Origin of the sequence: Phenylobacterium sp., assembly GCF_016793225.1 — a bacterium.
In the GTDB taxonomy this organism is placed as follows: Bacteria; Pseudomonadota; Alphaproteobacteria; order Caulobacterales; family Caulobacteraceae; genus Phenylobacterium.
In genome coordinates, this window is sequence record NZ_JAEUMN010000143.1 from 15,574 (window position 1) to 30,712 (window position 15,139).

Annotated in this window: 15 protein-coding genes; 13 read left to right on the top strand and 2 right to left on the bottom strand. The window is 70.8% G+C overall.

Annotated elements, in window-relative coordinates:
* The first annotated feature begins 89 nt into the window (after window positions 1–89).
* The 3 genes from JNK30_RS16370 (at window position 90) to JNK30_RS16380 (ending at window position 3,071) form a co-directional block, all read left to right on the top strand.
* Window positions 90–593, top strand: coding sequence for a hypothetical protein (locus JNK30_RS16370; RefSeq protein ID WP_293483763.1), 504 nt, complete (start codon window positions 90–92; stop codon window positions 591–593).
* A 70-nt stretch (window positions 594–663) separates the two neighbouring features.
* On the top strand, window positions 664–1,986 hold the full coding sequence (locus JNK30_RS16375; RefSeq protein WP_293483764.1) for an amidohydrolase family protein: 1,323 nt from the start codon (window positions 664–666) through the stop codon (window positions 1,984–1,986).
* Window positions 1,987–2,075: 89 nt separating this feature from the next.
* Window positions 2,076–3,071, top strand: a complete 996-nt coding sequence (locus JNK30_RS16380) for a hypothetical protein (protein ID WP_293483766.1) — start codon at window positions 2,076–2,078, stop codon at window positions 3,069–3,071.
* A 59-nt stretch (window positions 3,072–3,130) separates the two neighbouring features.
* Here JNK30_RS16380 and JNK30_RS16385 read toward each other — a convergent pair whose 3' ends face one another.
* Entirely contained in the window at window positions 3,131–3,742 is a 612-nt protein-coding gene (locus JNK30_RS16385; RefSeq protein ID WP_293483767.1) for a PEPxxWA-CTERM sorting domain-containing protein, read from the bottom strand.
* Between the two features lie 189 nt (window positions 3,743–3,931).
* On the opposite strand from JNK30_RS16385, the gene JNK30_RS16390 reads away from it, so the two are divergent.
* From JNK30_RS16390 to JNK30_RS16435, 10 genes are all read left to right on the top strand, one after another.
* Window positions 3,932–5,002, top strand: a complete 1,071-nt coding sequence (locus JNK30_RS16390; RefSeq protein ID WP_293483768.1) for a hypothetical protein — start codon at window positions 3,932–3,934, stop codon at window positions 5,000–5,002.
* Between the two features lie 123 nt (window positions 5,003–5,125).
* Window positions 5,126–5,656 (top strand): DsbA family protein, encoded by a 531-nt coding sequence (locus JNK30_RS16395; RefSeq protein WP_293483770.1) that lies wholly within the window; start codon window positions 5,126–5,128, stop codon window positions 5,654–5,656.
* 650 nt (window positions 5,657–6,306) lie between these two features.
* The gene (rpmI, locus tag JNK30_RS16400) at window positions 6,307–6,507 is read left to right on the top strand and encodes a 50S ribosomal protein L35 (RefSeq protein WP_293483771.1); all 201 of its coding nucleotides are present in this window, start codon (window positions 6,307–6,309) and stop codon (window positions 6,505–6,507) included.
* A gap of 18 nt (window positions 6,508–6,525) precedes the next feature.
* Window positions 6,526–6,882, top strand: coding sequence for a 50S ribosomal protein L20 (rplT, locus tag JNK30_RS16405; protein ID WP_293483773.1), 357 nt, complete (start codon window positions 6,526–6,528; stop codon window positions 6,880–6,882).
* Window positions 6,883–7,122: 240 nt separating this feature from the next.
* Window positions 7,123–8,232 (top strand): phenylalanine--tRNA ligase subunit alpha, encoded by a 1,110-nt coding sequence (gene pheS / locus JNK30_RS16410; protein WP_293483775.1) that lies wholly within the window; start codon window positions 7,123–7,125, stop codon window positions 8,230–8,232.
* Complete coding sequence (locus tag JNK30_RS16415) at window positions 8,229–8,636, top strand: ASCH domain-containing protein (RefSeq protein WP_293483777.1); 408 nt, start codon at window positions 8,229–8,231, stop codon at window positions 8,634–8,636. The genes pheS and JNK30_RS16415 overlap by 4 nt, the downstream gene beginning before the upstream one ends.
* The gene (pheT, locus tag JNK30_RS16420) at window positions 8,633–11,002 is read left to right on the top strand and encodes a phenylalanine--tRNA ligase subunit beta (RefSeq protein WP_293483779.1); all 2,370 of its coding nucleotides are present in this window, start codon (window positions 8,633–8,635) and stop codon (window positions 11,000–11,002) included. Before JNK30_RS16415 ends, pheT begins: the two co-directional genes overlap by 4 nt.
* 107 nt (window positions 11,003–11,109) lie before the next feature.
* Window positions 11,110–12,864: a hypothetical protein gene (locus JNK30_RS16425; protein ID WP_293483781.1), complete on the top strand. Its 1,755-nt coding sequence runs from the start codon at window positions 11,110–11,112 to the stop codon at window positions 12,862–12,864.
* 137 nt (window positions 12,865–13,001) lie between these two features.
* Window positions 13,002–13,733 (top strand): PEPxxWA-CTERM sorting domain-containing protein, encoded by a 732-nt coding sequence (locus JNK30_RS16430; protein ID WP_293483783.1) that lies wholly within the window; start codon window positions 13,002–13,004, stop codon window positions 13,731–13,733.
* 34 nt (window positions 13,734–13,767) lie between these two features.
* Window positions 13,768–14,220, top strand: coding sequence for a VOC family protein (locus JNK30_RS16435; protein WP_293483785.1), 453 nt, complete (start codon window positions 13,768–13,770; stop codon window positions 14,218–14,220).
* Between the two features lie 245 nt (window positions 14,221–14,465).
* Here the strand turns inward: JNK30_RS16435 and JNK30_RS16440 are convergent, their stop codons facing one another.
* Window positions 14,466–15,119 (bottom strand): DUF1134 domain-containing protein, encoded by a 654-nt coding sequence (locus JNK30_RS16440; protein ID WP_293483787.1) that lies wholly within the window; start codon window positions 15,117–15,119, stop codon window positions 14,466–14,468.
* Window positions 15,120–15,139: the final 20 nt, after the last annotated feature.

Sequence of the window (15,139 nt, forward strand, 5' to 3'; positions counted from 1 at the left end):
CGCGCCGGCGTTACGTTTCGCGGCCGACACCTGAAATTAACGTCGTTTTTCAAGGTCTCGTTAGGGTCTCGGCCTGACCCTCCAGGTTTATGAAACGTAAACAACCGTGGCTGGAGTGGCTGAGCCGGAGCGACGCCGACATCGCCGCGGCGTGGATGGAAGCCTGGTGGATCGACGGGCGCTCGCACGCCGAGACCGACCGGATCCCGCGGCGCCTGCGCATCGAGATCGAGCAGCTGCACCTGGCGCTCATCGACATCGTCGCCAACGACCCGGCGCGAGCGCTCGAGATCGCCTTCGTCGTCGCGCGCACCGCCGAGCATCCGGGGATGGTGACCGAGATCACGGCCAGCGTGGTACGCGACGTCACGACCGCAGACGCGACCCTCTGGGACTGCGTCGCGCTGGAGGCGGCGAGCAACGTGCGGCTGCTGCACGCGGTCGGGCTGGTCTGGGGCGCGGAGACGCCGCCACAGCTGCGCGACGCGTTCCGGCGGCTCGCCCGCGGCGACGCGCAGCCCCGGCCCGAGCCGCGGACGTTCACCGATGCGCCGCCCCGCCTGGGCGGCCCCGCCGGACCGCCGCGCTCCTGACGCGGCCGGTTCTTGACACGGCCGCGGGCGGCGGCTCGCATCGCTTCCGCGTAGCCGGTCGGGGACCCGCGTGATCAGACGACTTATCCTGCTGGCGGCCGCCGCGTTCGCCGCGCCCGCCCTGGCTGCGCCGGTGCTCTACCGCGACGCCACGCTGATCGACGGCGCGGGGGGCCCGGCGAGGCCCCACATGTCGGTGCTGGTGGAAGGCGAGCGTATCGTCCGTGTCGCGCCCGACGGCGAGGCGCCGCCGCCCGGCGCCCGCGTGGTGGACCTGGCCGGCAAGTTCATGGCGCCGGGCCTGATCGACAGCCACGAGCATCTGGCGACCCCGCCCAACCGGCGGCAGGCGGAAGGCAGCCTGCGCCGCGACCTCTACGGCGGCGTGACCGCCGTGCGCGACATGGCCGACGACCTGCGCAGCGTCGCCGAACTGGCGCGCGCCAGCCGCAACGGCGAGATCCCCGCCCCCGACATCTACTACGCCGCCCTCGTGGCCGGCCGGTCGTTCTTCGACGATCCCCGCACGCGCGCCGTGTCGCTGGGCTACACGCCCGGGAGCGCGCCGTGGATGCAGGCGGTCGACGCGTCCACCGACCTGCGGGAGGCGATGACGCTGGCCCGCGGCACGGGCGCCACCGCGATCAAGATCTACGCGAACCTGCCGCCGGACCTGGTGGCGAGGATCGCGGCCGAGGCCCGTCGCCAGGGCCTGAAGGTGTGGGCGCACACGGCGGTCTATCCCACGTCCCCGGGCGAGGTGGCCGCAGCCGGGCCGCACGTGATGAGCCACGCCTGCTCCCTGGCTCACGAGGCCGCCGGCACGCCCGCGACCTATCAGGCGCGCCAGCCCATCGACCCCGCCCCGTTCCTGGCCGGCGACAACGCCGCCGTCGCCCGCGTGGTCGGCCGGATGGCGGCCGACGGCATCCTGCTGGACGCGACGGCAGGCCTCTACGGCCGCCTCTCGGCCGAGGCCGCGAAGTCGCCCGGCGCGCGCCGGCCGCTGTGCGCCGGCGAGCTGTCCGCCGCGCTCACCCGGCAGGCCTGGAAGGCGGGCGTCGAGATCAGCGCCGGAACGGACTGGGTCGCGCCCTGGGACGACCCGTGGCCCACGCTGTTCCACGAGCTTGCGGCGCTGCAGGCGCTGGGCATGCCGGCGGCGCAGGTGATCCGGGTCGCCACGCTGAACGGCGCCCGCGCGGCCGGCCAGGAGGCGGACATGGGCTCGATCGCCCCGGGCAAGCTCGCGAACCTGATCGTGCTGTCGCGCGATCCGACCGCCGACGTCGCCAACCTGAAGAGCCTGGAACTGGTCGTGAAGCGCGGCCGCGAGCATCCCCGCCGCGACTTCCGGCCGCTGTCGCGGGAAGAGATGGAGGACCGGGAATGAGCCGCCGCACCGTCGCGCCGACGGCCGCCGCCTCCGCCGGAAGGCGAAAGCTATGCGTGCGCCGCCCGGGGCGATTAAGCTCGCGTTCGATGAAGCTCTTCGCCGCCACTGCGCTCTGCGCCGCCCTCGCCGCCGCCCCAACGCTGGCCCAGCCGGTCCCGAAGACGGCGGACGGACGGCCCGACCTTTCGGGGAACTGGTCGAACGTCTCGCTCACCAAGCTGGAGCGTCCGCCCAGCCTGAAGGATCTCACCCTGCCCGAGGCTCAGGCCAAGGCCCTGGCGGCCAACGACCCCATCCTGCGGATGAAGCTGGATCGCGGGCCGATCGACCCCGAGGCCGGCCCGCCGGCCCCCGGCGGCGCCACCGGCCACGACGCCATCTTCCTCGACAACGGCGACTCGTTCGCCAGGGTGCGCGGCGAGTACCGAACGTCCTGGATCGTCGAGCCGGAGGACGGGCGCCTGCCGCTCACGCCGCTGGGCCAGCAGCGTCGCCGCGAAGCCGCCGCCATGAGCAACCGGATGGATCCCGCCGGCCCCGAGGAGCTGGCGCCCAACGACCGCTGCCTGATCGGCTCGCGCGGTTCGGGCGGGCCCGGCATGCTCAACAACATCTACAACTCGAACTACCAGTTCCTGCTGACCCGCGACGCCTTCGTGGTGATCGTGGAGATGGGCTTCGGCGTCCGCGCCATCCCGATCCTGAAGGACAAGGCCACTGCCCAGGCCGCGCATCGTCCCGCGGCCCTGCACCCGTGGATGGGCGACTCCACCGCTTGGTGGGAGGGGGGAACCCTCGTCATCGAGACGGTCAACGTGCACCCCGAACAGGGGCGCTTCGGGCCGATCTTCCTGTCGGAACAGGGCCGCGTGACCGAGCGCCTCACGCGCACGGCCGGCAACGAGATCGCCTACGAGTTCGCCGTGGAGGACCCCGTCCACTACACGCGGCCCTGGCGCGCCGAGATGGTGCTGACGGCGCTCGACGGACAGATCTACGAATACGCCTGCCACGAGGGGAACTACGCGCTGCCCGGCATCCTGGGCGGCGCCCGCGCCTCGGAAGGCCGGAGCGCGCGCTGAACCCATGCGAAAAGGGCGGGAGTCGCCTCCCGCCCTTCCAAGTCAGGTGACGTCGCGGCTCAGGCGGCCGCGAGCTTCCGGCGGCTGCGGAGCGCCGAACCCGCCGCGCCGAAGCCCAGGATCATCAGGGCCCAGGTCGTGGGCTCGGGCACGCCGCCCGTGGCGTTGTAGCGGAACACCGCCTGGCCGCCGTCGCCGTCGTAGGTGAACTGGCTGGGCGACCCGCCGAACGCCGAGAACAGGATCCGGATCGAGCTTCCGGTGAAGGAGAGCTGCGGCGTCGGAATGGCGCCGTAACTCGAGGGCGAGCCGTAGAAGTCCGGGTCGAACAACCCCATGAAGCTCACAGTGCTGAGGCTCGTGATGACCACCTCGGTGATGCCGGTGATCTCGAGGAAGCCTTCCTCGTAGTTGCCGTGCTCGACGCCGGTCAGCGTGATCGTCTGGGCCACCGTGTCGATGTCGACGCTGAAGTTGCCCACGCAGTCGTTCGGGTTGTAGTCCCCGGCCGCGATGGCCGTGCCCGTGGCGAAGGCGGCGGTCGTGGTGGCGCCGTCGCACGAGGAGAAGCCGCCCCCGCTCCCGAAGCCGTTCTGGGCGTTGAAGGTCGCGGCCTGTGCGGCCCCGGCGAAGAGAAGCGCCGCTCCGGCGGCGGCGGCAAGCTTGAACATGGACATCGGAACTCCCCAGCCCGGCGTGTGTCACGGACATTAACCAACGTTCACCGAACCTCGCCAAGTGAATTCCCTCAGCGAGCGAGTGATCGCGGACTCGGCACGATTTACGAGCGCCCCCACCGCCGGCGGTGCTACGGTTCCCGGAGACGGCGCGGCGCAAGCGCCGCGGCTCGGGAGGCGCGAATGGGGCTGAGACTGGGATCCGCGATGTTCGCGGCGGCGATCCTGATGGCGACCGCGTCGCAGGCGGCCGAGGCGTGGAAGCCGCCGCGCACCGCCGACGGACGACCGGACCTCAACGGCGTCTGGACCAACGCCTCGGTGACCCAGCTCACCCGGCCCCCCGGCGTGCCGAAGCTGGTCGTGTCCAAGCCCGAGGCCGACGCGCTGGTGAAGGCCAACCCCTTCATGAAGCTGATCGAGGCCGAGGAGGGCGCGAGCGACCTCGACGACGACCTCCTCGCCGACGGCAACTCGGACCGCGGCTACAACACCTTCTGGATCGACCCGGGCCGCAGCCTCGCCAACGTGAAGGGCGAATGGCGCACGAGCTGGATCGTCGAGCCCGCCAGCGGCCAGATGCCCTTCACCGCCGAGGGCCGCCGTCTCGCCCAGGCCGACCGCGCCGCGCGGCGGCAGAAGCTCTGGCAGGATCCCGAGGCCCTGCCGCTCGAGGAGCGCTGCATGATCGGCTTCTCGGGCGCGGGCGGCCCGGGGATGCTGAACACCATCTACAACAACAACTATCAGCTGGTGCAGACCCGGGACGCCGTGGTGATCGTGGTCGAGATGGTCCACGACGCCCGGACCATCCCGCTGTTCGAGGACGCCGCGAAGGCGCGGGCCGCCCACGGGCCGATCCCCAGGTGGCTGGGCGACTCCGTCGGCTGGTGGGAGGGCGACACCCTGGTGATCGAGACGACCAACGTCCACCCGGCGCAGGGGCGCAAGGGCCCGATCTTCCTGTCGCCGCAGGGCCGGGTGACCGAGCGGCTCACGCGCACGTCCGCCGGCCAGATCACCTACGAATTCACGGTCGACGACCCGGTCTACTACAGCCAGCCCTGGCGGGCCGAGATGAGCCTCAACGCGCGCAAGGAGCAGGTCTACGAATACGCCTGCCACGAGGGCAACTACGCCATGCGCGGCATCCTCGCCGGCGCCCGGCTGCAGGAGGCGCAGGGGATCACGCCCACCGAGGGGCCGGGCATCTTCGGCACGCCGGTGCCGGCGAAGAAGAAGGGCGGGGACTGACCGCTGCCCCTCGCGCGTCGTGACCTGATCGGGCTTGGGCTGGCCCTCGGCTTCGGAAGCGCGGTCGCCGCCGGGGCGCGTTGGCTGACCGACGACGGCGAGCGGCTGACCCTCACGCCGGTTGTGCGCGACGTCCTGTTCGACCCGGGCTCGCCGGCGAGCGGCGCCGCCCGGCCGGACGTCACGATGGTGGTCTTCACCGACTACCAGTGCGGGATCTGCAAGCGGACGGACGGCGCGATCTACCGGCGGCTGGCCGAGGATGGCCGGCTGCGGGTGATCTGGAAGGACTGGCCGATCCGCGGGCCGCTCTCGGAACATGCGGCCCGTGTGGCCCTGGCCGCGGCGCGGCAGGGACGATACGACGAGATCCATGCCGCGCTGATGGCGGCGCGGGGGACGCTCACGCCGGAGCGCGTCGATGCGATCGCCGTGGAGGCCGGCTGCGACCCGGCGCGGCTGGCCGAGGACCTCGCCGACCCCGCCAGCGGCATCGACGCCCAGATCGGCCGCCACCAGCTGCAGGCGTTCGGCCTCGGGCTCCAGGGCACGCCGGCGTATCTGGTCGGGCCCTACCTGATCCAGGGCGGTCTGGACGACGATGCGCTGCGGCGGGCCGTGGACCGGGCGCGACGGGCGGGACCGCCGCGTTGAACGTCCCTTCCCACGCCAGTGGGAAGGGGGGACCGCTCGCCGAAGAGCGAGCGGTGGGAAGGGCAAGACGCCGGCAGGGCGGATCGGCTTGCTGATCCCTGAACGCGGCGGATGAGGCTTGCCCTCTCCACCCCCCGCTCCCGCTTCGTGGGAAAGGGAGGCTTGAAACTCTCGGCTGCCAGTTTGCCTGCGGAGTCAGGCGTCTCAAGGACGACGCCGCAAGCGTCGCCGCGGCGCGGCCGCGCGGGACGCGCGGTCCTTGACACGCCTGACCCCGCAGGCTCGCATCGACCATGAGGTTCCATTGCGGAGAATGCCTCTGGCGAGGCGGCTGACGACGGCGGAGAAACGGCAGAAAAGGGCGGCTGCCTTGCAGCGTGAAGAGGTATGCGCGCAAGGCCCAGCGCGGCTGTGACCCCAATGACCGCAGGTACGATCGCGACGTACAGCAGGCCGTCAAGCGGCTGCCACCCGATGAGCTAGACCGGCTGCTGCGGGACGGTGAAGACGACGAATAGAGGCGCGCCCTCCCCTTGCGCTTCCACCCCCTTTCCGCTACTAGCCCGCCCCTTCGGAGCCGCCTGGCCCAAGGCATGCCAGGGCGGTTCATCAACACGACCAGAGGACGGAGCCTTCGGGCCCCGAGTGAAATGCCGAAACTGAAGACGAAGTCGGGCGTGAAAAAGCGCTTCAAGATGACCGCGTCTGGCAAGCTGAAGGCCGGCGTCGCCGGCAAGCGCCACCGCCTCATCAGCCACAACGGCAAGTACATCCGTCAGAACCGCGGGACGAAGGTGATGTCCGACCAGGACGCCAAGATCATCAAGTCCTGGCTCCCCTACGGCCTCTAAGCGGAAGGACACTGACAGATGGCACGCGTGAAACGGGGCGTTGTCGCCCACGCCAAGCACAAGAAGGTCCTCGAGCAAGCCAAGGGCTTCTACGGGCGCCGCAAGAACACCATCCGCACGGCCAAGGCCGCTGTGGACAAGGCCGGCCAGTACGCCTACCGCGACCGCAAGGTCCGCAAGCGGAACTTCCGCTCGCTGTGGATCCAGCGCATCAACGCCGCGGCGCGCCTGGAAGGCTTTACCTACTCGCAGTTTATCCACGGCCTTGCGAAGGCCGGGATCGAGATGGACCGCAAGGTTCTTGCCGACGTCGCCGGCGCCGATCCCGCCGCTTTCAAGGCCATCGCCGACAAGGTTCGCGCCGCGCTGGCTTAAGGTCTGGGATCGTCTCGATCCGCTAGAGCTTGAAGAGCCCTCCGGCCGAACCGCCGGGGGGCTTTTTCGTGAGCGCTCCTCCCCTGCGAAGCGGGGGAGGTGGCCCGAAGGGTCGGAGGGGGCGTGCGAGCCGCCTGTTTGCCCCCTCCGTCTCGCCGCCTCCGGCGCCGATCCACCTCCCCCGCTTCGCAGGGGAGGAGCGGGTTTCCCTCCATCACAACGTCATCTAGGACACCACCGATGACCGACATCTCGCAACTGCAGACCGACCTCGAGGGCCGGATCGCCGCGGCCGCCGACCTCGGCGCCCTGGAGGCCATCCGCGTCGAGGCCCTGGGCAAGACCGGGACCGTGTCCGAGCTCCTCAAGACCCTGGGCCGGATGACCCCGGACGAGCGCAAGGTCGAAGGCCCCAGGATCAACGGCCTGCGCGACGCCGTGGCGGCCGCTGTCGCCGCCCGGAAGGGCGCGCTGGAGACCGCCGAGCTCGACGCCAAGCTGGCGTCCGAGCGCGTGGACCTGTCGCTGCCGCCGCCGCCCCAGCGCCGGGGCCGCGTGCACCCGACCATGCAGGTGCTGGACGAGATGATCGCCGTCTTCGCCGACATGGGCTTCGCCCTCGCCGAGGGGCCCGACATCGAGGACGACTTCCACAACTTCACGGCGCTGAACTTCCCGCCCAAGCATCCGGCGCGCGAGATGCACGACACCTTCTGGCTGCCCGAGGACGAGAAGGGCGAGCGCAAGGTGCTGCGCACCCACACCAGCCCGGTGCAGATCCGCACCATGCAGCGGCTCAACGAGAAGCTGCCGGCCTGGATCGCCAATGGGCAGGAGCCCCCGATCCGCGTGATCGTGCCGGGCCGCACCTACCGCTCGGACTCGGACGCCACCCACACCCCGATGTTCCACCAGATGGAGGGGCTGGTCATCGACCGGGCCATCCACATGGGGCACCTGAAGTGGACGCTGGACCAGTTCATCGCCCGCTTCTTCGAGACGCCGGCGGTGGAATCGCGCTTCCGGCCGCACCACTTCCCCTTCACCGAGCCCAGCGCCGAGATGGACGTGCGCTGCGACCGCTCGGGCGGCGACGTGAAGATCGGCCAGGGCGACGACTGGATGGAGGTCGTGGGCTGCGGGATGGTGCACCCCAACGTCCTGCGGAACTGCGGCCTGGACCCCGACGTCTGGCAGGGCTTCGCCTTCGGCTTCGGCATCGACCGCCTGGGGATGCTGAAGTACGGCATGCCCGACCTGCGCGACATGTTCGCCAGCGACGTGCGCTGGCTGGAGCACTACGGCTTCTCGGCCTTCCAGGCGCCGAATACCTCGACGGGGCTGTCATGACCGTCGTGACCGACGACTGGCGGTCGCTGGAGACGTTCGCGTTCGGCGACAATCCCGAGATGGCCGACCGGCTGCTGGGGTTCGTGCTGGCGGGCGCCAAGACCGCCACCTGCTGGTCCATCGCCGACGGCCAGCAGACGCACGTGGGCAAGCGCATGGTCGTCAACGACGGCGCGGGCCGGCCGCGCGCGGTGATCGAGACCGTCTGGCTCGAGCAGATGCGCTTCTGCGACGTGCCGTGGTCGTTCGCCGAGGCCGAGGGCGAGGGCGACACCTGCCTCGACGACTGGCGCGACGGCCACCAGGCCTATTTCACCCGCAACGGCGGGTTCGACCCCGAGATGATGCTCTGGTGCGAACGCTTCCGCCTTCTTGAAGTGCTCGGCGAAGGAGCCGACCGATGAAGTTCACCCTCTCCTGGCTGAAGGATCACCTGGATACGACCGCGACGGTCGAGCAGGTGGTCGAGGCCATGACCATGGCCGGGCTCGAAGTCGAGCACGTGGAGAACCCCGGCGAGAAGCTCGCCAAGTTCACCGTGGCGAAGATCGTCGAGGCGGTGCAGCACCCCAACGCCGACAAGCTGCGGGTCTGCCAGGTCGAGACCAAGGACGGCCGGCTCGAGATCGTCTGCGGCGCGCCCAACGCGCGGCCGGGCCTGACCACCATCTACGCCCCCATCGGCGCCTACGTGCCCGGCAGCGGGATCACGCTGGAGGCGCGGCCGGTGCGCGGCGTGGTGTCCAACGGCATGCTCTGCTCGGCGCGCGAGCTGGAGGTGGCCGAGGAGTCCGACGGCATCGTCGAGCTGCCGGACAGCCTGGCCGTCGGGACGAGCGCCGTGGAGGCGTTCGGCCTGGAGGCGGCGATCGACTTCGAGGTCACGCCGAACCGGCCCGACTGGCTGGGCGTGCGCGGCATCGCCCGCGACCTCGCCGCGGCGGGCCTCGGGACGCTGAAGCCGGATCCGGTCGCGCCGACGCCCGGCACGTTCCCGAACCCCGTCGAGATCAAGGTGGATGGGCAGGCCTGCCCGGTCTTCGCCGGCCGCCTGATCCGGGGCGTGAAGAACGGCCCCTCGCCCGCGTGGCTGCAGCAGCGGCTGACCAGCGTGGGGCTGCGCCCCATCAACGCCCTGGTCGATGTGACCAACCTGATCTCCTACGACAACTGCCGGCCGCTGCACGTCTATGACGCCAACAAGCTGACCGGCGGCTTCATCGAGGCCCGGCTGGGCCGCGAAGGCGAGCGCGTCGAGGCCCTGGACGGCCAGACCTACGACGTGGGCCCCGACATCTGCGTCATCGCCGACGGCTCTGGCGCCATCGGGATCGGCGGCGTCATGGGCGGCGAGTCCACCAAGGTGCTGGACGACACGACCGACGTCTTCGTCGAGGCGGCCTGGTTCGACCCGATCCGCACGGCGCAGACGGGCCGCACCCTCGGCATCACCTCGGACGCCCAGTACCGCTTCGCCCGCGGCGTGGACCCCGAGAGCCCGGTCCATGGGATCGAGCAGGCGACCCAGCTGATCCTGCAGCTCTGCGGCGGCGAGCCGTCGGAGGTGCGCGTGGCCGGCCAGGCTCCGGCCCCGCCCGCCCCCTTCGCCTTCGACCGTGGCTATGTGAGGAAGCTGTCGGGCCTGGACGTCCCCGCCGCGCGGATCGACGAGATCCTCACGAAGCTCGGGTTCAAGGTGGACGGGGACACCGTCACCCCGCCCAGCTGGCGGCGCGACGTGGAAGGCAAGGCCGACCTCGTGGAGGAGGTCGCGCGGATCCAGGGCTTCGACGCCCTGCCCGTGGAGCCGCTGCCCGAGATCGCCCGCCCGCCCGGCGGCGCGCTGACCCTGCGCCAGCGTCGCATGCGCGACGCGCGACGCACCATGGCCGCCCGCGGCTACGCCGAGGCGGTGACCTGGAGCTTCATGCGCCGCGATTGGGCCGGGCTGTTCGGCGGCGACCAGCCCGAACTGGTGCTGACCAACCCGATCGCCTCGGACCTGTCGACCATGCGCCCAAGCGCGCTGGGCAACCTGATCGAGGCGGCGGCCCGCAACGCCCGCAAGGGCTTCGCCGACGCCGCGCTCTTCGAGGTGGGTCCCAACTTCCGCGGCGACCAGCCGGCCGACCAGTGGACGGCGGTGACCGCCCTGCTCGCACCCCACCCGCCCAAGCACTGGGCGAAGGCCGCGGGTGACCCGCTGTTCGCGCTGAAGGGCGACCTCATGGCGCTGCTCGAGGAACTGGGCGCCCCGGCGCTGCAGGTGGTCCAGGGTCAGAACGCCGGATGGTGGCATCCCGGCCGCTCGGCGCGGCTTCAGCTGGGGCCCAAGGTGGTGGTGGCCGAGTTCGGCGAACTGCACCCGCGGGTGCTGAAGGCGCTCGACGCCGACGGGCCCATGCTGGCCTTCGAGCTGAACCTCGACGCCCTGCCCGAGCCCAAGCGCAAGGGCGTGAAGACCAAGCCGGCGCTGGAGCTTTCCGCCCTCATGCCGCTGCGCCGCGACTTCGCGTTCCTGGTGGACGCCGCGACCCCGGCGGGCGACCTCGTCCGCCCGATCCAGGGCGCCGACAAGGCGCTGATCGACGACGTGCGCGTGTTCGACGTCTACGCCGGCCAGGGCGTGCCCGAGGGGATGAAGTCGGTCGCCGTCGAGGTGGTCGTCCAGCCCCGCGACAAGACCCTCACCGACGCCGAGATCGAGGCCCTGTCCGGCCGCATCGTGTCGGCGGCCGAAAAGGCGGTGGGCGCGAAACTGCGCGGGTGATGGTCCGCACGTCCGAGTTGTATCTGCCGCAGGCTTGACATTCCGCGTGTTCGTTCGGAAGTTACAACCTGGGGACGCAGTTGAGTATGCGTCCTACGGGGCAGATCATGAATGTGAACTGGCTTCGCCGCGCGGGCGCGCGGCTGTTCCTCGCTGGCGCGCTGCCGCTGGCGGGATGTGCGAATCTCGTCGACTTCACGGGCAAGACTCAGCAGACGCGGATTCTGACGCCGGACACCGTCCAGGGGGAGCATCCCCCCTCGTTCCTCGAGGACGTCACACGCATCAGCGAACGAAACAGCCCCGCCGATCAGGGAGCGCGCCGTTTGCGCGGAGGGCAGCGCCAGGCCCCGCGCGACTACGCTCGACACCCCGTGGACTGTAACAGCACGGCTGACCAGTACACGTTCTTCTGCACTCAGAAGGCGTCCGAGAGCATTCCCACCGATGCCGAGAAAGCCAAAACCTACCTTGCGGCCGGCCTGACGCTCTCGAACGAGGTCTGCAACGGATGGTTCAACCATCTGCTGGCCACCCAGGTGGCTCTGCGCCAGAGCTCGGACATGATCAGCACGGTGGGGTCGGTGACCCAGGCGATCATGGGCTTCAGCCAGACGCCTTCCGAGCAGATCGGACTGACCGCATCGCTCTTCGGATCGGCCAAGTCGGCGGTCGATAACCTGCAGGCCAACTACATCGTATCGACGGACCTCACGACCGTGGCCGCCGCAGTCCGCGAGTATCGGGGCGCCTACGCGCGGGAGATCGACCAGGCGCAGACGACCTGGAACTACTACACCGCACGCCGCGTGATCATGGCCTACGACAACACCTGTTCGGCCCTGTTCGTGCGGAAGTTCGTGAGCGCCCGTGTATCCGGAGAGCGGGGAGACGCCGAGACCAACCCGCTGCTCGAGGCAGCGATCAATGCGTTCGCGGCGGAGTGGAGCAAGTACTTCACCGTCGAGGTCACGCCTGCCCAGCTGGTCGACATCTATGCCTATGCCGTTCTGAAGGACGTGCCGTCGCCGGTGCGGGAAAACCTCCGGACGAGTTTGGAGAAGGAAGGCCTGGCCGACCCGGCGACGGGGCTCAAGTTCAAGGCCGGCGTGACGGCGAACGATCTGGCCAACGGTCTTGTCCGCAGCAACATCGACGCCGCGCTCAAGGTCCGCGCCACCGCGCGCGTTGACTTGATCCGCGAGCAGCTGGCGGCCGACGCCAAGGCGAAGGCCGACGCCGCCGCCGGCAAGTCGGCCACGGAGTTGCAGGCGCGCAACGATCATGTCGCGAGCGTGAAGGCGCGGCAGGAGCGGGAGGCCCTCGACATCGACGCCCAGCAGAAGCTGCTGGAAGCCCGGCAAGACGAGGCGAGGAAGCAGGCCGACCTCGTCGAAGCCAAGAAGAAGCTGGCCAAGGCGGAGGCTGAGCTGAGCCAGGCGCGCTCCGACCTCGACAAGGCGCGGCAGGCGGATGCAGCGGGATCGACCGCGGAGACCGTGGCGGCCGCGGAAGCCGCCAAGAAGAACGTCGAGACGGCCGAGGTCTCCAAGGCCCAGGAAGAGGTCGCCGTCTCGTCCGCCGACCTCGCCTACAATCAGGCCGTAGGCCGCCGCCAGGCGGCCGTTGCGACCGCCGAGAAGACCAAGACGGAATTCAGCCAGGCAAAGGCCGCAGAGGACGCCGCGCAATTGAAGCTGACACAGGCCCAGGCTGCAGCCGGCGCTGCGAAGGCCGACTCCGATGCAGCCTCGCAGAGCGCGATTGCGGCAAAGGCGCCGTCGGCTCGGCTCAACGAGCTGAGCGCGGTCACGCCCATCGGCCCGACCGGTCGGCCGTTGGACGTGCCGCCGGCGCCTTAGCGGGCCGAGCCCAGCCACGGCGCGACCTGGACCGGGGTCGTAAGACTCGGTCGGAGACGTCGTAAGACTCTGGTCGAATTGACGAATTTCGGCCCGCGAACCTGAATGGCGCTCCACGACGCCAGTCAGAGGTCGCCATGCGCACCGCCCTTCTCGCCTTCACCGCCGCCCTGGCCCTCGCGGGCGCGCCGGCCAGCGCCGCCATCGTCTGGTCGGCCCCCGTCGACAGCACCGGCAAGAGCACCGACGTGATCAACACCGGCGCCTTCGTCGACGCGATCACCTTCGGCGCCGCCACCACCGTCAACGGCGTCAGCTTCACCAGCGTCGGCCTGGGCCTGCCGAATGCGCCGAACTATGGCGTGCTGACCGGCTTCGGCCAGTTCGGCCCCGGCTGGGACCCCGAGTACCGCACCCTCGTGGAGTCGACCTCGTACTTCGTGGCGCCGACCCAGCTGCAGCTCGGCTTCGGCGTCCTGCCCATGGGCTCGTACGTCATCCAGCTCTTCATGCCGCAGTGGGACGCGAACTGGGCGACCCGCTTCTCGCTCAACGGCGTCTCCTCGGCGCCGGTGCAGGCCGGAGGCGCCATCGCGGGCGGGCCCAGCTATCCCGGGCGCGCCATGCCGCAGTGGATCTCGGTCCAATTCGACGCCGACGGCGCGACCGACTTCACGCTGCTGACCGAGAGCGAGACCCGCTACCAGCTGCTGTCGGCCCTGCAGATCCGCACGGCGGCGCCCGACACCGGCGCCGTTCCCGAGCCGGGGACCTGGCTGCTCATGATCCTGGGCTTCGGCCTGGCGGGCGCGGCCCTGCGCCGGGCTGCGCCCGCGGCGGGCCTGGCCCGGGCCGCCGCCCGCGTTTGACTTCCCCAGCGGCGGCGCCGCTCCACTCCCGCGCATGGAAGTGAACGGCGTCGCGCACACCTTCATCACGGCGGGGGACTTCGAGGCCTCGGTCGCCTTCTACCGCAAGCTGCTGCCGTTCCTCGGCATGCGCGAGGTCGCCGACAGCCCGGACACCTACTACTGCGTCGGCGGGCGCACCGGCTTCGGCGTCCGGCGGCCGGATCCCGAGCACGCGGGCGCGCGGTTCGCGCAGTTCCGCGTGGGCCTGCACCATCACTGCTGGCGGGCGCGCTCGCGCGAGGACGTGGACGAGCTCTACGCGTTCCTGCAGTCGATCGGCGCCACGATCATCCACCCGCCGCAGGACGAGCCCTGGGCGCCCGGCTACTACGCCGTGCTGTTCGAGGATCCCGACGGGATCCGCCTGGAGCTGAACCACGTCCCCGGCCGCGGCCTCTTCGACACCCCCAGCCAGCGCGTCGGCGCCAGCCTCGACGGGCGGTGATCCCCCTTCCCGCTCGCGGGAAGGGTAGAGACGGGAGCCGGTGGAGGCAGCCTTCCTTTCCCGCTTGCGGGAAAGGGGGACCGCTCGCCGAGCCCGCAGGGCGTAGAGCGAGGGGTGGAAAGGGCAAGCCTCAGGCGCTGCGGTCGAGACGCGCCCTGCCGGCCGCCCACCCTTCCCACCACCCGCTCTTCGCTCCGCTCGGCGGGCGGTCCCCCCTTCCCGCTCGCGGGAAGGGAAGGGAGCACTCAGAACGGGATGACGTTCCGCTTACGGGTATAGGCCAGGTAGCCGACGTTCGCGCCCAGGCGCAGGCCGACGCCCGCGCGGATCGGGGCCAGGGTCACGTCCTCGGCGCGCTGGTAGTTCACGCCCAGGCCGCCCACCAGGTAGGCCGAGCCCTCCACGCCGGGATAGCGCTGGAAGATCACCTCGGGGACCTGCAGGTTGTAGCAGAGCGTGAAGACGCGGCTGGCGTTGCCGCCCCAGTCCCAGCCGATCGAGGGCCCCTGCCAGAAGACCTCCATCGGCGGACGGTCCTTCATGTAGAGCAGGCCGCGGCCGTAGCGCAGGCCGAAGATGAACGAGCCCGAGCCCTCCTCGCCCGCGATGTAGGCGGTGGGCCGGCCGTTGTTGGCGAACAGCCGCTCGACGGCGGCGCCCGCGCTCTCGGCCGTCACGCCCAGGAAGTCGGAGACGTTCGTGACGATCTCGTCCTGGCTGTAGGTCTTGGCGCCGGGGGCCTCGCCGGTGGGGCCGGCCGACGGGTAGCTGGGGGTCGAGTTCGGCGGCGGCGGCGCCTCGGCCGGCGGCAGCGCCTGGGACTGCACGGTCTGGGCCCGGACCAGCGTCGGCGCGGCGGCGGCGACCAGGCTCGAGACGATTAGCTTACGACGATCCATCGGCGCGTTTCCCGCCTCCC